This window comes from Chryseobacterium sp. CP-77, assembly GCF_036362765.1.
Taxonomy (GTDB): Bacteria; Bacteroidota; Bacteroidia; order Flavobacteriales; family Weeksellaceae; genus Chryseobacterium; species Chryseobacterium cupriresistens.
Window position 1 is genome coordinate 265,558 of sequence record NZ_CP143637.1, and the last position, 19,291, is coordinate 284,848.

Annotated in this window: 16 protein-coding genes; 11 read left to right on the forward strand and 5 right to left on the reverse strand. The window is 37.8% G+C overall.

Annotation, left to right across the window (positions count from 1 at the left end):
* Genes V0410_RS01215 through V0410_RS01235 form a run of 5 tightly spaced genes read left to right on the forward strand, consistent with a single transcriptional unit; the run spans position 1 to position 5,796 of the window.
* Entirely contained in the window at positions 1–3,603 is a 3,603-nt protein-coding gene (locus V0410_RS01215; protein ID WP_330745974.1) for a response regulator, read from the forward strand.
* Between the two features lie 15 nt (positions 3,604–3,618).
* Complete coding sequence (locus V0410_RS01220; RefSeq protein ID WP_330745975.1) at positions 3,619–3,984, forward strand: response regulator; 366 nt, start codon at positions 3,619–3,621, stop codon at positions 3,982–3,984.
* A complete protein-coding gene (locus tag V0410_RS01225) occupies positions 3,985–4,815 on the forward strand; it encodes a CheR family methyltransferase (RefSeq protein ID WP_110009717.1) in 831 nt (276 codons plus the stop codon). It abuts the gene before it with no gap.
* A gap of 2 nt (positions 4,816–4,817) precedes the next feature.
* Entirely contained in the window at positions 4,818–5,396 is a 579-nt protein-coding gene (locus tag V0410_RS01230; protein ID WP_330745976.1) for a chemotaxis protein CheB, read from the forward strand.
* Positions 5,397–5,424: 28 nt separating this feature from the next.
* Entirely contained in the window at positions 5,425–5,796 is a 372-nt protein-coding gene (locus V0410_RS01235; RefSeq protein WP_047422842.1) for a response regulator, read from the forward strand.
* A gap of 126 nt (positions 5,797–5,922) precedes the next feature.
* Here V0410_RS01235 and V0410_RS01240 read toward each other — a convergent pair whose 3' ends face one another.
* Positions 5,923–6,210: a hypothetical protein gene (locus V0410_RS01240; protein WP_330745977.1), complete on the reverse strand. Its 288-nt coding sequence runs from the start codon at positions 6,208–6,210 to the stop codon at positions 5,923–5,925.
* Between the two features lie 262 nt (positions 6,211–6,472).
* Here V0410_RS01240 and V0410_RS01245 point away from each other — a divergent pair, with 262 nt between their 5' ends.
* The 3 genes from V0410_RS01245 (at position 6,473) to V0410_RS01255 (ending at position 8,600) form a co-directional block, all read left to right on the forward strand.
* Positions 6,473–7,150, forward strand: coding sequence for a MarR family winged helix-turn-helix transcriptional regulator (locus tag V0410_RS01245; protein ID WP_330745978.1), 678 nt, complete (start codon positions 6,473–6,475; stop codon positions 7,148–7,150).
* 120 nt (positions 7,151–7,270) lie between these two features.
* Positions 7,271–7,858 (forward strand): Crp/Fnr family transcriptional regulator, encoded by a 588-nt coding sequence (locus V0410_RS01250; RefSeq protein WP_330745979.1) that lies wholly within the window; start codon positions 7,271–7,273, stop codon positions 7,856–7,858.
* 55 nt (positions 7,859–7,913) lie between these two features.
* Positions 7,914–8,600 (forward strand): MBL fold metallo-hydrolase, encoded by a 687-nt coding sequence (locus tag V0410_RS01255; protein ID WP_330745980.1) that lies wholly within the window; start codon positions 7,914–7,916, stop codon positions 8,598–8,600.
* A gap of 5 nt (positions 8,601–8,605) precedes the next feature.
* Here the strand turns inward: V0410_RS01255 and V0410_RS01260 are convergent, their stop codons facing one another.
* A complete protein-coding gene (locus V0410_RS01260; RefSeq protein ID WP_330745981.1) occupies positions 8,606–9,472 on the reverse strand; it encodes an alpha/beta hydrolase family protein in 867 nt (288 codons plus the stop codon).
* 151 nt (positions 9,473–9,623) lie between these two features.
* Positions 9,624–10,127 carry a GNAT family N-acetyltransferase gene (locus tag V0410_RS01265; protein ID WP_330745982.1) on the reverse strand — a complete coding sequence of 168 codons (504 nt, stop codon included), beginning with the start codon at positions 10,125–10,127 and terminating at the stop codon, positions 9,624–9,626.
* A 379-nt stretch (positions 10,128–10,506) separates the two neighbouring features.
* Between V0410_RS01265 and V0410_RS01270 the strand changes: the two genes are divergently transcribed.
* The 3 genes from V0410_RS01270 to V0410_RS01280 all read left to right on the forward strand — a co-directional run bounded on the left by V0410_RS01270 (position 10,507) and on the right by V0410_RS01280 (position 17,243).
* Complete coding sequence (locus tag V0410_RS01270) at positions 10,507–12,000, forward strand: tetratricopeptide repeat protein (protein WP_330745983.1); 1,494 nt, start codon at positions 10,507–10,509, stop codon at positions 11,998–12,000.
* Between the two features lie 168 nt (positions 12,001–12,168).
* A complete protein-coding gene (locus tag V0410_RS01275) occupies positions 12,169–13,593 on the forward strand; it encodes a tetratricopeptide repeat protein (RefSeq protein WP_330745984.1) in 1,425 nt (474 codons plus the stop codon).
* A 647-nt stretch (positions 13,594–14,240) separates the two neighbouring features.
* Entirely contained in the window at positions 14,241–17,243 is a 3,003-nt protein-coding gene (locus V0410_RS01280; protein ID WP_330745985.1) for a reprolysin-like metallopeptidase, read from the forward strand.
* 97 nt (positions 17,244–17,340) lie between these two features.
* Here V0410_RS01280 and V0410_RS01285 read toward each other — a convergent pair whose 3' ends face one another.
* Complete coding sequence (locus tag V0410_RS01285) at positions 17,341–18,507, reverse strand: FAD-dependent oxidoreductase (RefSeq protein WP_330745986.1); 1,167 nt, start codon at positions 18,505–18,507, stop codon at positions 17,341–17,343.
* Positions 18,508–18,534: 27 nt separating this feature from the next.
* Positions 18,535–19,290: a helix-turn-helix domain-containing protein gene (locus V0410_RS01290; RefSeq protein WP_330745987.1), complete on the reverse strand. Its 756-nt coding sequence runs from the start codon at positions 19,288–19,290 to the stop codon at positions 18,535–18,537.
* Between the last annotated feature and the right edge of the window lies 1 nt (position 19,291).

Sequence of the window (19,291 nt, forward strand, 5' to 3'; positions counted from 1 at the left end):
ATGCCGAAAAAAATTATACGAAATCTTCAGTTTGGAATAGGTCTTTCACTTTTGATATTGATAGCCAGTTCGATAGCTTCATACTGGAGTATTCAGAATCAAATGAATCACCGTGAGAGTCTTTCCAAAAGCAGGCGTTCTGTAACGGCTGTTAAGGATGTTCTGGTAGCTTTGCTGGATGCTGAAACAGGAAACAGGGGCTATCAGCTGACCGGAAGAGAAGATTTTCTCGAACCCTATAAACGCGGATTAAGAGAATACTCCAAAGCGCTGGTGCTTGCAGAATCACTTGGGGTCCAGGATAAAAATCAACAGGAAAGACTTGCCGGATTAAAAGTGGCGGTGAGCCAGGTGATGGATAACCTGAAAAATCTGGTGGAAAACAGACGGAAGGGTATTGTGATGACCCAGCAGCAAATCGTTACCGGTAAAGCTTATATGGATGAGTGCCGTAAAATTGTAAAAGATTTTGTGCAGTATGAAGAAAGCCAGGTTGAAATCAAAAACAAAGATTTAACACGCTCATCAGAAACGACCGTTCTTTTTATTGTTTTTTCTGCACTGGCTGCGGTAGTTGTGACCACATTTTTCTATTTTAAAATGAGGGCAGATCTTATCAGGAGAGATGAGCTGGAAAAAATGCTGAGGGATAAAGATCAGGAAATGACACGCCGTGTAAGTGCTATTCAAAAAATTGCGAACAGAGTAGCCAATGGTGATTACAGCGAGAAAGCTGTAGATAACGCAGAGGATGACCTTGGGGATCTTGTAGAATCCCTGAATCACATGACCGAATCTCTTAAAACATCTTTTGAAAAAATTAATAAAAGCGACTGGCGCCAGAAAGGTCTTGCTTTACTGAATGAATCCCTTGTCGGAAATAAATCAGTAAAAGAAGTTGCCGGCAGGGCTTTACATCAGTTGATTGAATACGGAAACTGTATCAACGGTTCATTATATCTTTTTGACGAAGGTGTCCTGAAGCTCAACAAAGCATTTGGTCTGGAAGCCAATATGAAACAGACTTTTGAGCCAGGTGAAGGAATGGTGGGCCAGGCTTTCATGAATGCTAAAACACAGGTATACAATAATCTTCATGAAGATGATTTTGTAGTAACCTTTGCCAGCAGTACCATTAAGATCTATGGCATCATTCTGATACCGGTCTTTGCAGACGGCCATGCGATAGGAGTTCTGGAATTAGGATCTACCTCTAATTTTGAAGAAGACAGAATCAGCTATTTTGAAGAATGCTGCATCAATATAGGAATAGCCCTGAATGCGGCAAAAGGAAGAGAAAAAGAACAGCAGCTGCTGGAAGAAACCCAGGCACAGTCTGAAGAATTGCAGGTACAACATTCTGAGCTTGAAAACCTTAATACTGAACTGGAAGCACAGACACAGAAGCTTCAGGCCTCAGAAGAAGAGCTCAAAGTACAGCAGGAAGAGCTGATGCAGGCCAATGCAGAGCTTGAGGAACGCTCACGATTGCTGGAAGAAAAGAATCATTTGATTGCTGAACGTAATAATGAGATTCAGAAAAAAGTAGAGGAACTGGCACTCAGCACCAAATACAAGTCTGAATTTTTAGCCAATATGTCTCATGAACTGCGTACACCGCTTAATTCAATCCTTCTGTTATCGCGGTTAATGGCAGAAAATCCGGATGAAAACCTTAACGAAGACCAGGTGGAATCTGCCAAAGTTATTCAAAGTTCAGGAACAAGCTTATTAACGTTAATAGATGAAATTCTTGACCTGGCCAAAATAGAATCCGGTAAGATGACCCTGGAATATCAGGAAGTGGTTATTGAAGAAATTGTAAAAGATCTGAAGAGTTTATTTAATCCTGTATTTCAGGAAAAAGCCCTTCCTTTCAATATCGAAATTGATTCGGACGTGAAGCCCGTTATTGAAAGCGACCGCCTCCGCATAGATCAGGTATTAAGAAATCTGCTGTCCAATGCTTTAAAGTTTACAACAAAAGGAAGCATCAGTTTATTGATCAAAAAGCATTCTGAAAAACCTGATTTTATTATATTTTCTGTAAAGGATACCGGTGTCGGAATAGCTGAGGATAAGCAGAAAATTATCTTTGAAGCATTCCAGCAGGCTGACGGATCTACAAAAAGAAAATTTGGAGGTACAGGTCTGGGACTTTCTATAAGCCGTGAAATTGCAAGACTTTTAGGAGGTGAGCTTGTTCTGAAAAGTGAACTCAATAAAGGAAGTGAATTCAGCTTTATTATTCCTGTGCATCAGGTTACTGAAGTTGTTTATTCCGAAACGGATCAGGATCTGGTGGAAATTATACGGGAAGATGTTGAAGAAATTCAGAATATCCTTGATGAAGGAGAAACTGTTAAAAAGAATACGTTGGAAATTCCTGAAGATGTGGAGGACGACAGAGAGAATATTCAGGAAGGGGACAAAATCATCCTTATCATTGAAGATGATACCAATTTTGCAAAAGCTTTATTGAAATATGCCCGCTTACAGAACTATAAAGGGGTAGTGGTCGTAAGAGGAGATTACGGTCTTTCGGCGGCTCAGAAATATCATCCGCATGCTATTTTACTGGATATTCAGCTTCCTGTAAAAGATGGCTGGGAAGTCATGGACGAGTTGAAGTCTGATCCTCAGGTAAAACATATTCCGGTACATATGATGTCTGCCCTGCATGTGAAAAAAGAAAGCCTGATGAAAGGAGCGGTAGATTTTATCAATAAGCCAGTGGCTCTGGATAGAATGACGGATGTATTCAGGAAAATTGAAGAAGCATTACAAAAAGGACCTCAAAAAGTTTTAATTGTCGAAGAAAATGCCAAACATGCCAGCGCATTGTCTTATTTCCTTAGTAATTTTAATATTTCCTTATCTGTGGAACATAATGTGGAGGATAGTGTAAAAGCACTTACTTCAGACCTTATTGACTGTGTGATTCTGGATATCGGAAGCACGAAAGCCAATGATTATCACGTCATAGAATCAATCAAAAGCTATGAAGGACTGGAAAATCTACCGATCATTATTTTTACGGAACATCATTTGTCTAAAGAAGAAGAACTGAAAATAAAGCAATATGCAGATTCTATTGTTGTAAAAACTGCACATTCCTATCAAAGAGTTTTAGATGAGGTTGGTTTATTCTTACATTTGGTGGAGGAAAAAAACAGTTCGGCCGAAGGTAATACAGGCAGAATGCTGGGTTCTTTAACAGAAGTCCTGAGTGGTAAAAAAGTACTCATTACTGATGATGATGTCCGCAATATTTTTTCTTTAACCAAAGCCCTGGAAAAATATAAAGTTGAGGTCATTGTAGCGATGGATGGAAAACATGCTTTGGAGCAAATCAGCCACAATCCGGATATCGATGTTATTCTGATGGATATGATGATGCCGGAAATGGATGGCTATGAGACAATAAAGGAAATAAGAAAAATGCCGGCATTTAAAAAACTGCCTATTATAGCTATTACTGCTAAATCAATGATCGGAGAAAGGGAGAAATGTATTACAGCAGGAGCTTCGGACTACATTTCAAAACCAGTCGATATAGATCAGCTATTATCACTCCTTCGTGTTTGGTTGTATGAAAGTTAAACAGATAAAATTCTGATGAATAAGAAAATTTTAATCGTGGATGATGACCCACGCAATATATTTGCTTTAAAACTAACCCTTAAAGCCCGTGGATATACAGTGGAATCATCTACAATGGCACAGGATGCCCTGGAAATGATCAAGTCTGATCCTCAGTTTTCCGTTGTTCTTATGGACATGATGATGCCTGGCATAGACGGATATGAAGCTGTAAGAATGATAAGGGATACTCAGGAAATAAAACATGTTCCGGTGATTGCTGTCACAGCACAGGCAATGCCCGAAGACCGCCAGAAATGTCTGGAAGCCGGAGCCGATGATTACGTAACAAAACCCATTGATGTGGATCTTTTAATAACGGCAATAGAAAAACTTTCATAGATGCTGGAACCAAGTATCATAAAAGATGAAGAAGTAGAATATCTCATCAGAGATGTGTATGACAGGTATGGCTATGACTTTTCGGGTTATAGCAGGGCTTCATTTAAAAGAAGAGTTAACCGTATATGTCTTTTAGACAGGTTTACCAGTTTTGCAGAGCTCAGATACACTGTGATGAATGATACAGAGTACTTAAAACGTTTTGTAGAAGAAGTTACAGTAAATGTTACGGAAATGTTCCGGGATCCTTCTTTTTTTAAAGCACTGAGGGATAATATATTGCCTCAGTTGGGAACCTATCCGCTCATCAGGGTGTGGATTGCAGGATGTTCAACAGGAGAAGAAGCATATTCTATAGCCATTCTGCTGAAAGAAGCCGGTCTTTACAGTAAGTCTCTGATTTATGGAACCGATTTGAACCCCGCTGTTCTTGAAACAGCCAGAGCTGGTATTTTCCCTTTGCAGCAGATGAAGTTGTATTCGGAAAACTACATGCTTTCAGGCGGATTAAAAGACTTTTCGGATTATTATACTGCCAATTATGATAGTGTACGATTTGATAAAAGCTTACAGGAAAAACTGATTTTATCAACACATAACCTTGTGTCAGACAGCTCTTTCAATAGTTTTCAGTTGATTGTGTGCAGGAATGTACTGATTTATTTCGACAGAGAACTTCAGGAAAGGGTATTCAGACTTTTTGATAACAGCCTGGAAAATTTAGGTTTTCTCGCATTGGGAGCAAAAGAAACCCTTCGGTTTTCTGCTATCGACAAAAATTACCATCAGGTTGAAGATCAGAAAATCTGGAAAAAAATTGATCACCACTAGTAATGAGCGGAATGAAACCACAAACCAATACAGAGTTAATTGTTATCGGCGGATCAGCAGGAAGTTTACAGGTCATCCTAGAAATGATCAAAAACCTGGATCATACCATCCCTGTTCCCATTGTACTGGTGATGCATCGTAAAGCTCAATCGGGAGATATTCTGCGTACTTTACTGCAGCAGTTTACCAAAATACCTGTCATAGAGGTTGAAGATAAAACTGAAGTTCATGATAACACCATATATATTGTTCCCGCAGACTATCATTTGTTGTTTGAGAACACAAAATGGATGTCATTGGACAGCTCGGAAAAAATGAATTATTCCCGTCCCTCTATAGATGTTACTTTCAGGTCTGCAGCAGAAATTTATGGGGAAAATCTGATTGGTATCCTTTTATCGGGAGCTAATGCCGATGGAGTAGAAGGACTAAGCTATATTAAAAAAAATAACGGGCAGGTATGGATTCAGGATCCGGAAACAGCAGAAGTGGAATTTATGCCGAAACATGCCATAGAAGAAATTGAATATGATTTAATTATCACGCCCGCCGGTTTAGCGGATTATATAAAACAATTATAATATTTCAGAATAGAATAATCTACATAATATGAGTAAAAAGAAGATTTTAATTTTTGATGATGAAGCGGCTATCTTAGAAGTGATCACCATCATATTTGAAGAAAACGGGTATGATGTCAAAATCTCAGAGACTTCACACGATATCCTTGAGAAAGTGGCAGACTATCAGCCGGATGTTATTCTGATGGATAACTGGATTCCTAAAATAGGAGGGGTAGAAGCGACAAAACTTCTCAAAAGCACCGAGGAATTTAAACATATTCCTGTCATTTATGTTACAGCCAATAATGATATTGTTGCTTTGGCCTCAGAAGCAAAAGCTGATGATTATGTCTCAAAACCTTTTAATCTTGATGATCTGGAAGCAATGGTTGCGAAACATTTGAAAGAACAGGTATAATATCCGGTTACATTAAAAAATAAAAGAGGCTGTCTCAAAAGGTAAATTAACGCTCTGAGAATTTCCTAAATGACAAAAGTTGTCAGGCAGGAGTCCGAGAGAGGGGGGACTTTTGAGACAGCCTCTTTATTCTTTGTCCAGTGCTCTGATGATCTGTCCCTTTGTTAAAGAGTGGGTATTCACATCATGGATGAGAGAAGCCAATAAAAGGTACAGCTCAGGATTTCCCATGACAGCATCTGAAAATGTTTTCACCAGAATTAATTTTCGGGAAACAATATTTTGGGCAGTAATATACTCACTGCTGACATTGATTTCTATATTCAACTCCTTTTTTATAGTTAAACTGAAGTATTTATCAATAAAATTTTTATCTCTTACCAAATCTATTGGTTCAGTTTCTATATGATCCATACGCTTATTTTACTCCTGTTTATTTTCCAACAATTATTATACCGTGTTACATCGTAATACCACAGAACGGATGATCGGAAAATTTTGATTATCAAAATGATCAGATTATCATTTCTTTTTATTCCAGGTTTGGATAAGATAAAAAGCAGGGTATTATACAGGAAATACCCGTTCACTACTGTTCACAGAATCTATTTCTATTTGCTTTAACCTTGCTTATATATGAGGTGAATTTAGTATATTTGTAAACTATTTAACAGAAATGAATTACACGCTTATTAAAGATTATATAGACCTGCTGGAAGAGTTTGAAACTGAAGTCAGTAATAGCCCAGAGTCTTATCCGGTAACTATTCAGGGCTTTAAAGCATGGATTTCTGGTAAAGGGAATATGGAAGAACATCACCCTGAAGAGCCCTACTGGGAAGGCAAGGAGAACGGAAGAACGCCGGAGAGTGCCATCAGTACATTACTTGTTCATCTTAACCGGTATGCAAAAACCTATTCAAAGTCTGCCATCTCACATTCTGAATTTTCTACTCAGGAAGATTTTATTTATCTGATTAATCTTAAAGCTTTTGGGGAAATGACAAAAATGGCGCTTATCAAAAAAAATATCCATGATAAGCCGGTAGGGATGCTTATTATTGCCAGGCTTTTGCGCCAGGGACTTATAGAACAGACAGATTCTGATGTAGATAAACGCAGTAAATTAATCCGTATTACCGAAAGAGGATTAAAGGTCCTGGAAAATCAAATGGAAAAAATCCGCCAGGCTACCAATATCGTTGCCGGAAATCTCAACCACTACGAGAAAATGGAACTGATCCGTATTCTTAATAAGCTGGATCGCTTTCATTATCCTATTTTTTCGCGGAACATCAATCCTGATGAGCTGATCAATACGGTGTATGATGAGTATGTATTTAAGGGTTCTTAATATTTAAAAGTGATAGTTAACCGAACCTTATTTTTATAATTAATTCCTTTATTCACCTTAATAAAATTACTGGATCTGATGTGTGATTTGCAAGAAAATAAAGACCAAACAGACTGCGGGATGAGTAATGTATTTGAAAATTATCTGTCCTCAGCAGGAGGATTATCACCCGATGAAGTCAATTTTTCTTTGCACTTCTTCAAACCGGTTCACTTAAAAAAGGGTGATTTTTTTATTCATGAAGATGAAATCTGCCGTTATATTGGATTTATTGCCAGTGGTGCTGTAAAAGCATATGCTACCGACAAAGAAGGTAAGGAAAATATTACCTGCTTCAAGTTTGAAAATGAATTTGTCACCTCGTTTTCCGGGTTTATAGCGCAGGAGAAATCCGGAAAAAGCTTCAGGGCTGTAGAAGATAGCATAATCTATAGCATAAGTTATCAAGACTATCAGCTGCTGCTGGAAAAGGTGGCTGCTCTGAACGGAGTTACAAAATCGGTGATAGAGCAGGAGTATATTCAAAAGGAACGTTATCTTCTGAATTACAATAATAAATCCGCCGTAGACAAATACCGTCATGTCTTATCTTATGAACCGATGCTCGTAAAACGGATATCGACGCAGGATCTGGCTTCATACCTTGGAATCACACAGCGATCACTTACCCGGGCGAAGGGACAAATCCACAGACCCGGCATATTATAGGACAAATGTCCTTATACCCTACTGATCGGCAATGTAGATTTGCAGAAAAAAAATTATGCTACGTCAAATTGCTCCTGAAGTATTCCATATTCCACTCATGCCGCGAAACAGTATCAATTGCTATATTATTGAAGGTGTTCTGGTAGACTCGGGAATACGAAGTTCGTACACAACCATAAAGAAAATCCTGCAGAAATTCCCTGTCCATCAACATGTACTAACCCATGCCCATGCAGACCACCAGGGCTGCAGCGATCATATATGTGCAGAGTTCAATATACCCCTGCTCTGCCATCCCAATGAAGTTTTCAGGACTGAAACAGGTCTCGTAACCAACGACTATCCGGCTCCGCAGCATTGGCTGGCAAAGCTTCAGCAGAAATACTGGGCGGGTCAGGGACATCAAGTAGGGCAGACCATAGTTGAAAACGATAAAATCGGAAATTTTCAGGTAATAGAAACCCCAGGACATGCGGGAGGTCATATTTCCTTGTTCCGCGAGCAGGATGGATTACTGATCATTGGGGATGCCGCTACCAATATGAACCTGCTTACGACAGTGCCGGGACTTCGGCTTCCTCCCAATATGTTCACCACAGATCAGCAGCGCAATATCAAATCGCTTCAGAAACTGGCAGAATTGAATCCGGCTACTATCTGCTTTGGTCACGGACCGGTCTTACGAAATACAGATCGACAGTTTGAGAAATTTGTAAGGACTTTAAAAAATGATCAGAGTTAAATGGTTTAAAGAAAACCGTTTAACTTTTCTACCACATTAGCCCAAAGCCTGTCTTTCATATTTTTTTTGAAAAAACCGAAATGATCAATTTTTTTCAATCCTAATTCCGAAGGAACTAATTTTGTGAAGCTGATCTCTTTTTTACTGTCAATGTGCTGCCAGTATGTTTCTGTGTTCTTCTGGCTTGAAATGGTATCATCCGTAGTCCAGAATAAATGGATGGGGAACGTATAATTCTTGAAATGCCCTACAGGTACACTTCTACCATAAAATTGAGCATCGAAAAAATAATCTCTCTTTTCAAGCCAGGTACGCCACTCAAACACTACATTCCTGGGCAGGTTTTCCATTAACCCAAAGGTTTTGGCTTTCACATAGCCTGTCATGAAAACACTTACCGGTGCAAAAATGTAAAAATAGAAATAAGCCTTCATCCTGTAATAAGGAGGCATATTCCTGTAATAACCTGCTGATACCGCAAAATTGACCATTCCTTTTACATTCTCCAGGTTTTTCATAAATCCTATTTGCTGTCCACCGGCACTGTGCCCGACAATCATAAACGGAAGATCAGGAAACCTGTTATTCAGAAAATTTTTGATGGCGGGCATATCTTTGACTCCATAATCTGAAAAAGTAAACTCGCAGGATCTCAGATTGCAGGAAGAAGAATCTCCGCTTCCTCTGTAATCCCAAAGGCAGCACAGAAAATCATGTTCAGCAAGATAGGTGAGGAAAGACAGATAAAATTCTTTTCTAGTTGCGGTGCCGCAGTTAAACTGGATCACGGCCTTCGGATGTTCCGGAATAAGAAGAATACCTTTAAGCTTTACACCGTCTTCACATACTGTTTCAAAATTTTCCGTTTTCATGTTTCGATTTAACTTAAAAAATTAATGATACGTTATAAATTAAACTGTATCCATTTTCTCTGTTAAATTTAATAAATACCCTGATTCCTTTATCATATTTAACTATGCAGTACTAGGTTTCTGTATCATGATTTTGAAAGTTATCCAGCTTTTATTCAGGTGTATATTTCATGACAATATAATTACCGGGATCTTCGGCAGAAGTATTTTTTACTTCCAGAAATCCTGTTTTTCTATATAAATTGTACGCTTTGTCATTTCCGGGTGTAACTTCCAGGAAAATTTCAATATCATTAAACTGTCTGCCTGCTTCATGAATAACAGCTTCAATTAATCCCTGACCAATATTCTTTCCCTGGAACTCTCTTTTTATATACATTTGGTAAAGAGTACCTGAGTTTTCGTCACTTTTAACAAAAGCACAGATGCCTATCAGCAAATCATTTGAGAATGCACCCACTACAAATTTTCCAAAAGTCTGTTCTTCAATGTCGTTTTCCATCTGAAATTTTTCAATTTTACTGGCTTCCTGATAGGTTGCGCAAAATGACTCAGGAAACTGTTCCAGGCTCTCCAGACGGATGGCCCGATATGCTTTACTTTCTTCAGGAAGAAGTTGGCGATAGCTGATATTCATACTGATAAGATTTTTCATAAGATCAATATACAAATATGGAGATAATTTTGTTTGTCAAAATAATTTATCAAAAATTATAAAACAAGCTTATCTTCTTGTAACAAATTTCGTTTCAGGTAGTCTTATTAAAATAAAGCATATACTTTTTGACAGAAAGTTCATAAAAGCAGTCTTTAAATGGTAAAAAGTGTTTGCTTAAATGAGAAATATTACAATATTTTATCTGAATGTTACATTTTTGCGAAATAACCTGTTTATTTCACAATGAACATGATAATTTATGTATATTTATAACACTGATTGGGGAATAATATTAGAATAACGATAGAAAATTATCAACTTATTTTTAAGTAAGTGAATAGGTAGATATGTAGATATACAGGGAAAAGTGGTGCTGATGGGAAAAATTAATGTAATCATTTTTAAAAATAAAACGATCCACTCAAAGGCTATCAAAGAGATAATAGCCTTTACAATCTTCATGGGGCTGATTCTGGTTATGTTTTCATGTCATCAGGAAACTGATAATACAGACCGGGAAAATTTTGATGTATCTCTGTTGACCCAAAGCTCCGACCTTCAGTTGTCTGGTGAATATGAGGCTTTTGTTAAGCTTAATAAGGAATACCTGAAGAAAGCGGCAAAAATAAAATATACAGCAGGAAAAGGTCTCTGCTATCTGAATATGGCAGGCGTAAATGTTTCTGCTGGAAATTATGAAAAAGCCCGGTTTTTTTTCAATAAAGCAGAAAAAGATCTGATCAATTCCGGAAATGCTTACCATAAGGCAGCATTCTATGATGATTACAGTCTCTATTATTCTCATCTTAAATTAAACGATAAGGCTATAGAATGCAATAACAAAGCATTTTATTTTCTCAAACAGGCCGGAAAAACGAAGCTTAGCCAAAAACTTCTACCCAGACTTTATGTAAACAAAGGAATTTACTATGCATGGAAAGGATGGCTGGGAACTTCTCTGAAATGCTTTACAAAAGCAAATGTGTTGGAAAATTCGGCGTACACCAATTGTATGGTGGCACAGTACTATTTATTTACCCATAAACCTGATTCTGCCGGCATATACATCAGCAAAGCAGATGAAAAAATGATCAGTCAGAAAACTACAGATGTGGAATCTCTTTGGGTATATTATACAATGGGATACTACTATAATGAAATTGAAAATAGCGAACAGGCTGAAAAAGCATTAAAAAAAGCACTGGAGATTAATATCAAGACAAGACGGACCTATTCTTCACATATCAAAGAAGTTTATAAATCACTTGCAGAATTATATAAGAAAAAAAATGACGGAGGGAAAGCCTATTTTTATCTGAAGAAATATATGGAGGAGGAGGGAAGGTTTGATGCAGAACGATTTGCCGTTATGAATAAAGCTACCGAAGATTTTATTTCGGAAATGAAGCAGGAATCGGACTGGCATAAAAATGATCTTCCGTTGTTTATTGCACTGTCTATCACAGTACTTACTGTGTCAGGAGTATATGTACGGAAAATGATTAACAGATTACAAAAGAAGAAGAATACATTAAAAGAACAAACCGACGCACTTAAAAATCACGTTCAGACAAAACAGCTTCAGGAGGTGACTGAACTTGCGAAAAGAAATGATTCTTCTTTCTTGCTGAAATTTAAAGAGCTCTTTCCTGAATTTATTAAATCGCTGCTGGCGATCAATCCGGATCTTGAAAATTCAGAACTGGCTTTCTGTGCAATGCTGAAATTACGTTTTTCATCCAAAGAGATTGCAGATTATACTTTTGTACAGCATAAATCTGTTCAACAAAAGAAATACAGGATCAGAAAAAGACTGAATATTCCCGGAGAAACAGATATTTACGACTTTTTTGAAAACCTGGCGGAATAAAAAGTACATCACAATAAAAGCAGAATGATTCTGTTTTATGAAAAGATTTATTGTTGATCTTAGCAGAAATAACCATTGAAAATTTTAAAATTATACAGACTGTTTTTCTCCGGATAGATCATTTTTAATCATAATATATACATGAATTTAGCTTAATTAGAGAGACATATGATGCGTATTTTTCTTTTTGTGTTACTTTTTGTTTTAGTTTCGTGCCATTCCCATTCAAAGAAAGAGGCTGAAAAGAAATTTGACGTTGCTTTACTGAGACAGAATGAAAAGTTAAGGCTTGGTGGAGAATATGATTCACTCATTAGTCTTAATAAAAGATATTACAAACAGGCCGATGAAATGAATTATCAGGATGGGAAGGCACTATGCTATATCAATCTGGCAGAACTTAATATATCGCTTGAAAACTTCCAGAAGGCGCAGATTCTTTTTGATAATGCAAAGGAAATTCTGGATGATTCGGAAGACAACCTGCACAAAGCAAGATTTTACAACGTGTATGGCCGCTTCAATGTAGAGCTTAGAAGGCTTGATAAAGCTTTTCAGTATAATAATGAAGCAATGAGTCTTATCAGGAAAAGTGATCATTCCCCGCTTAAAGACGATATCCTTTTCAGTATTTATTTCAGACAGGCTATTTATCTTGTTCAAAAAAAGGAATACCAAAAAGCACTGGGGTATTTTCATAAAGCAAAACGGCTGGACGATACCGGTCTTGCAGATTGTGCAATAAGCGATTATGTCTATATGCATAAAGACAAAGATTCTGCATATAAGTATATAACCATTGCTTATAATAAAGCCAATCTAAGAGGTAAAGAAGATGGAATAGCCCTCTATGCCAATACCATTTTGGGGGAATATTTTCTTTATGATAAACAATATGATAAGGCGGAACAGGCTCTCATCAAAGCATTGAAAATCAATGATAAAACAAAACGTATCTATGTTTATTATGGCAAGTATATCTATAACGATCTCAGAATGTTATATGAACGTACCGGAGATAAAGAGAAGGCCTATTTTTATTTGAAAGCCTATACAGAGGCTTTCGACAGAACCAATACCTCTTTGCTGGCTACCATTAATCAGGATATGGAGTCTTTTATTACAGTCACCCAACAGGATGCGGATCACCATAAAAGCAAAATATACTGGATTATTTCCCTGTCGTTTTTAGGGCTTTGCCTGCTGGGGGTATATGCCTGGAGAATTAGTATTGCCTTGAGAAAACGAAAAAAAATTCTTGCCCGGGAAGCTGAAAATCTGAAAATAAGAATGAATGACAATAAGCAGGAGGAAATTATAGAACTTGGTAAAAAGAATGATCCTGAGTTCCTGGATCGTTTTAAAGAAACCTATCCCGAGTTTATCCCTCAGCTTTTTATGATTAACCCCAATCTTGAAAATTCCGAACTGGTTTTCTGTGCAATGCTGAAATTACATTTTTCTTCTAAAGAAATAGCAAACTATACGATGGTTCAGCATAGAAGTATTCAGCAGAAAAAATACAGGATCAGAAAAAAATTGAATATTCCCGGGGATACAGATATTTATCATTTCTTTGATACCTTACAATAATCCAAAAAAAAACTGTCTGATTCATCAGGTCAGACAGTACTCGAAATATTCTCTTTTCACCACCCGGTTTTTTTTTAGTGGTCTCAGTGCTCAAATATGAAAATTTTTGACGGAAACATGAAAAAATACGATACTACACGGATACTACATGTTATATTTTTGATTTTAAATATCTGATATTTAAATAATTATTATATTTTCTTAATTTATTAATCCTTTCATGAAAAACAGCAGTAGTTCTTTGGAAGTTTCTCCTTTTTTATACTGTATTCCTGATTATTTCTCTTTTTTTCTTCCTCTTTTTAGTTGATTTTCAATATGTTTTTTCATCCGTTTTTTAGGTTAGAATTGTATTCATTCTTACTTATAAAAAACAGAATTTAGCAAGACAAAATCGAGTGTAAAATGTAATTGACTGATAATTAATTAATTGTAAGTCCTGATGTATACGAGTAGTATCATTTATTTTTGTTTTTTATTGGGAATATACAAGTTTTGTGAAGTGATTTGTTGTGAATTTTTCATCATTGATTTCATTTTGTTGAACTTATGATAATACTTAAGTGGATTGATCAGAATCCAAAATGATCTTTTGATAAAAATGAGCTACCTATACTCATACAACCAAAGTAATTTTAAATAAATCTATGAAAAAAAGAATTTTATTCGTTTGTGCATTAGCATCTTGTTTTACGGTTTTCAATGCTCAGAGATGGGAATCTGTCTCACAGAAAACTTCACAGATAAGAGAAGGAGTAGAAGTACAACATTCTTATAGAGTGGATCTGAAATCTCTTCGCGAAATGCTGAGAAATGCTGAAGAAACCGGGAAAGGAGCAACATCAGTTATTATTTCTTTACCCACGGTTGAAGGGAAGATTGAAAAGTTTGCTGTCTATAGCAATCCGGTTATTGATAAATCCCTGGCCGAAAGATATCAGCTTGGGTCATATGTAGGAGTGGGCGTAGATGATCCGTCTAAATATTTGAGATTCAGTACCTCTCCCTATGATATGCAGTCTATGATCATTAAAAATGGTATTTTTCAGTTTATAGAACCAATAAGTGCTGATAAACAGACTTACGGCGTATTCTATAAATCAAAGAATGAAGGAGAGCACGGCTTTACATGTGATACAGGAGAACATGATTTTAAGAGTATTAATAAATTGGTAGAGAATGGTAAAAAAATGCTTTCCGGAGTGGGGATTGCCAGCAGACCTACCAATACAAAATACAGAGATTTTAGAATGGCATTGTCCGTTACAGGAGAATACAGCCAATATCAGTTAACAGCGGCAGGAACTCCGGCCAATGCGACCGACGACGTAAAAAAAGGCGTTGTACTGGCCGCCATGAATAATACCATGACCCGCATAAACGGGGTTTTTGAACGGGATTTCGGAGCCCATTTAACGGTTCAGAATATTCCGGATATCATCTATCTTGATCCGGCAACAGATCCTTATACAGGGAATTTGAATCTCCAGCTGCAACAAACCCTTACCTCTGTAGTGGGAAATGCCAACTATGATATCGGCCATGTTCTTAATCAGAATGCTGAGAGAAGCGGAAACGCAGGAGGAATCGGAATTGTCTGCATCGATCCGGCGACTAATACTGAAATAAAAAAAGGCTCCGCTTACACCCAGGGACCTGTTCCGGTGGGGGAAGTTTTTGATTTTACGGCAGCCCATGAAATGGGACATCAGTTGGGAGCTAATCACACATTTTCAAATACTTCTGTCACAGATGCCAATCAGGGTGCCAATGTAGAGCCTGGAGGCGGTACTACTATTATGGGCTATGCCGGGATTACCTATGATAATGTTCAGGCTAATGCTGACGGATATTTTCATTATAAATCCATTGATCAGGTATTAACTAATTTAGAAAGTAAAGTTAATTGCGGAGCCTCTCAAAACATTATCAACAATACTGCTCCCGCCATTAATCCTTTAGCTGCTTATAGTATTCCTAAAGGAACTGCTTATTATCTTGAAGCTTCAGCTACAGATGCTGAAAATGATTCTGTGAACTATACCTGGGAACAGAATGACAGTACTGATGAATTTTCTACCATTTCCGGCGACAGCGGATGGGGATACAATCCAAAAGGAGCTTTGGCAAGATCAGTTCCCGGAACAGCAAACGGAAGAAGGTATTTTCCCAACTTTGCAAGTGTGATGAATGGAATCCTGACAGACAAACAGAGATGGGAAACAGTATCATATATCCCGCGAACATTGAACTATGCGGTAACGGTACGGGATCTGAACGCTCAGCGTCCCATGGTTTCAAGCTCAACAACTACAGTGACTGTAGGGAATGACGGGCCATTCAAATTCAACGGACTGACCACATCTTCAGTATTGTATAATGATGCACTAAACACAATCTATTGGGAGGTTGCCAATACAAATGCAGCCCCTTATAATACAGCGAGCGTGAAAATAGATTATACTACAGATAACGGTGCAACCTGGACAAATCTTGTCGCTTCAACTCCAAACACCGGAACCTATAGTGTACAAATGCCGGGTAATATAAGCGGAGCAGTAAAATTAAGAGTGTCAGCAATAGGAAATATCTTTTATGCAGTGTCTCCTGCTGTTACTGTGGGAAGTGCACCTACTTCGGCTGCATCAGCACCTACAGGAGTTTCCACGATAGATACTGAGGTTTTCAAAACAACAGCAAGGGTATCCTGGAATAGTGTTCCCGGAGCTGCTTACTCTGTTAATTACAGAAAAGCAGGAACAGCCACCTGGTCTAATGTTGCTAGCCAGGCAAATTCTGTAGTTCTGAATAATTTAGAAGATGAAACCAATTACGAAGTTCAGGTAGCAGCTGTGGTAAATTCAGTTCCCGGAACTTTCTCTAATAATTATACATTTAAAACAAAAGGATTAAAGACAGGAGTTGATTACTGCCTTTTAAATTCAGGTTCACCTTATGTAGGAGCCATCTTAAAAGTTACCGTTGCGAATCTTGATTTTAGTGATCTTACAGCAAAATCCTATAAAGATTTAAGCGAAGATCTTACTAAAGTTGTTAATTTGACACAAGGAAGTACCTATATGCTTACGCCTAGAATAGGGAATCTGTTGCAAAACGGAATGCCGGTAAATCTATCTGCCTGGATTGATTATAATAGAAACGGAGTATTTGAATCTACAGAAAGGGTGGGACAGACTTCAGCGACAACAAATGCAGGTAATATAGCGTTGCCTGGTTTTAACTTCACCGTTCCTGCTACCACTTACTCCGGAGATAAGGTGTTAAGAATGAGGATGGTTGGTAAATTCGCAACGAGTGCCCTGAACAGCGTATGTGGTGAGTTGGCAAGCCAGGCTGGAGGTATTATGGATCTTCCTGTGAAAATTACCGCGAGTACACTTGCTGTGAGAGAAACGGTAGATACAAAATCATCAGAGGTATCTGTTTATCCTAATCCTGCAGATACATTTGTAGAAGTGAAAAACCTTAAAGGTAAAGGCGACTATAAAATCTACAGTGCGGATGGAAGACTTGTTCAGGAAGGTAAGATTGACGGAAAGATCAATGTAGCTTCTCTGGTAAAAGGAATGTATGTGATTACAATAAAAGATGACAAAAATACTTATAATACCAAATTGATCAAGAAATAACACATATGAACCTCCGCACCCGGATCTAAAAGCGGAGAGAAAAAGAATTTATTAAACTAAAAAAAGGCTGTCTCTGTATTGGAGGCAGCCTTTTGTTTTACTTTGATGTCAAATGACCGTTAAAAAAATCGAGCATGATGGTTAATGATTTTTCAGAATGCATCCGTTCTCCGTTTTGCAGGGATTCTTTTGTGGCAGCAGCAGCTCTCTTACGCATGTGGTGTTCGTAGGCGGAAATAGCTTCCTTTACAGTAGTATAATTGTTATCTGTTAAATGTTCGCTCAGTTCCAGGGCATCCAGCATCGCCATATTGGCGCCTTCTCCTGCAAAAGGAGGCATCACATGTGCTGCGTCACCAATCAGAGTCAGGTTAGGCTGTGTTTCCCAGGTCTGATCCAAGGGCATAGAGTAAATCAGGCGTGGAATAAAAGGAGTTATTGCATTTTCAAACAATTCTTCCCAGATAGAAGCCCATTCGGAATATTCTGTTTTGAACCATTTCAGCATCTGCGCTTGATCGGAAAAATCAAGACCGCTGGCGGAAGGCCAGTTTTCATCGGCTTTAAAGCTTGCATAGAACCCGAGATCTCCATTGCCTTTTTGTCCCATTAAAATATTTTGAGAATTTCCGAATGCCATTATTTTTCCCCCTTTGATCAAAGTATCAATCTGAGGTGCATTTTCTTTTGCAACATTTCCTTCCAGCATTATGATTCCTGAATAAACAGGTTTATTATTATTGAGATAAGGACGGATTTTAGAATTGGCACCATCTGAAGCAATGACAATGTCAGCGTACACTGACTTCCCGTTTTTAAAATGAAGCAGCCAGCCTTCATTCTGTGGTTCCATAGAAAGAAAATGACTGTCCCAGATTACCGTTTCAGGATGCAAAGATTCTAACAGCATATTTCGTAACGGGCCTCGGTCTATTTCAGGACGGAAATGTTCATGACCAAAATCCTCTTCAGGTTTCGTTTCGTGATCATTAAAAAATATTTCTGCCTTTTCATTCATGATCAGTGTTCTGTCTGCTCCGGGACGGAAAACCTGTTTAAACTCTTCCAGAAGTTCCGCTTTACGGATGGCTGCCAAACCTGAATCTTCATGCATATCGAGTGGAGAACCCTTTACGCGTGCATTTTTGTTGAAGTCTCTTTCATATACTTTTACATCTGCACCTTTCAATTGTAAAAGTCTTGCCAGTGTAAGTCCTGCCGGACCGCCACCAACGATTGCTATTGATTTATTGTCTATCAGCATTGTTGATTTAAATTTTACATGGCAAATTTATCTTCCTTTCAACACGGATAATAGTACAAATCGGTCGTTTTCATTTCTGGATAATTCTTTGGGAGCAACCCCGGAAAATTTCTTTACTTCTTTGATGAAATGGTTCTGGTCTGTATAATTGAGTTCCGGGAAAAGCCTCCCTTGGGCAATATGTTCCAATGATGCTCTGAAACGTAAAATAGTAGAGTAGGCTTTTAATGACAGGCCAAGTTGTTTGGTAAAGTACCGGTTAATCTGTCTGCTGCTCCAGCCTGTTTTTTCAGAAAGTTCCTGCACGCTCATTTCTCCTTTTGAGGCATATACCAGCTCAAAAAGTTTTCGTTTTCTTTCATCTACTTTCAGTGGGAGCAGTTCTTTTATTTTTTGGGTTGCTTTCGTACAGCAATGGCTGAAATCCTTTATATCATAGGCTTTAAAATTCCAGAAATCAGGAGAAAGCTCTTTTCCGATATTCAATAAATCAGCAATGGAGGTATTCAGAATGTATTCAACTGCAAGAGGTTTGAAACTTACAACAAAAGTAGTCATACGGGGAGCTATAAACCTTTGCTCAGGATAGGTTTCCAATCCGAGAAGCGTAACATGAAAAGGTTCTGAAGCCGACTGTGAAAAAAATAAATCAATTCTTCCATCCGGAATGATAACCACTTCCTTAGCTTCATCCGAAAGGTTCTGAAAAGTGCCCAGATTTTCAACGAAATCTGCAATCTCTTTATCAGGTTCGATGAAAAGGTAAGTGAAGTCATTCTCCATA

Excerpts from the sequence above, each read along its gene's own strand:
- V0410_RS01215 (WP_330745974.1), top strand. The coding sequence starts at position 1 with ATGCCGAAAAAAATTATACGAAATCTTCAGTTTGGAATAGGTCTTTCA.
- V0410_RS01220 (WP_330745975.1), top strand. The coding sequence starts at position 3,619 with ATGAATAAGAAAATTTTAATCGTGGATGATGACCCACGCAATATATTT.
- V0410_RS01225 (WP_110009717.1), top strand. The coding sequence starts at position 3,985 with ATGCTGGAACCAAGTATCATAAAAGATGAAGAAGTAGAATATCTCATC.
- V0410_RS01230 (WP_330745976.1), top strand. The coding sequence starts at position 4,818 with ATGAGCGGAATGAAACCACAAACCAATACAGAGTTAATTGTTATCGGC.
- V0410_RS01235 (WP_047422842.1), top strand. The coding sequence starts at position 5,425 with ATGAGTAAAAAGAAGATTTTAATTTTTGATGATGAAGCGGCTATCTTA.
- V0410_RS01240 (WP_330745977.1), bottom strand. The coding sequence starts at position 6,210 with ATGGATCATATAGAAACTGAACCAATAGATTTGGTAAGAGATAAAAAT.
- V0410_RS01245 (WP_330745978.1), top strand. The coding sequence starts at position 6,473 with ATGAATTACACGCTTATTAAAGATTATATAGACCTGCTGGAAGAGTTT.
- V0410_RS01250 (WP_330745979.1), top strand. The coding sequence starts at position 7,271 with ATGAGTAATGTATTTGAAAATTATCTGTCCTCAGCAGGAGGATTATCA.
- V0410_RS01255 (WP_330745980.1), top strand. The coding sequence starts at position 7,914 with ATGCTACGTCAAATTGCTCCTGAAGTATTCCATATTCCACTCATGCCG.
- V0410_RS01260 (WP_330745981.1), bottom strand. The coding sequence starts at position 9,472 with ATGAAAACGGAAAATTTTGAAACAGTATGTGAAGACGGTGTAAAGCTT.
- V0410_RS01265 (WP_330745982.1), bottom strand. The coding sequence starts at position 10,127 with ATGAAAAATCTTATCAGTATGAATATCAGCTATCGCCAACTTCTTCCT.
- V0410_RS01270 (WP_330745983.1), top strand. The coding sequence starts at position 10,507 with ATGGGAAAAATTAATGTAATCATTTTTAAAAATAAAACGATCCACTCA.
- V0410_RS01275 (WP_330745984.1), top strand. The coding sequence starts at position 12,169 with ATGATGCGTATTTTTCTTTTTGTGTTACTTTTTGTTTTAGTTTCGTGC.
- V0410_RS01280 (WP_330745985.1), top strand. The coding sequence starts at position 14,241 with ATGAAAAAAAGAATTTTATTCGTTTGTGCATTAGCATCTTGTTTTACG.
- V0410_RS01285 (WP_330745986.1), bottom strand. The coding sequence starts at position 18,507 with ATGCTGATAGACAATAAATCAATAGCAATCGTTGGTGGCGGTCCGGCA.
- V0410_RS01290 (WP_330745987.1), bottom strand. The coding sequence starts at position 19,290 with ATGGAGAATGACTTCACTTACCTTTTCATCGAACCTGATAAAGAGATT.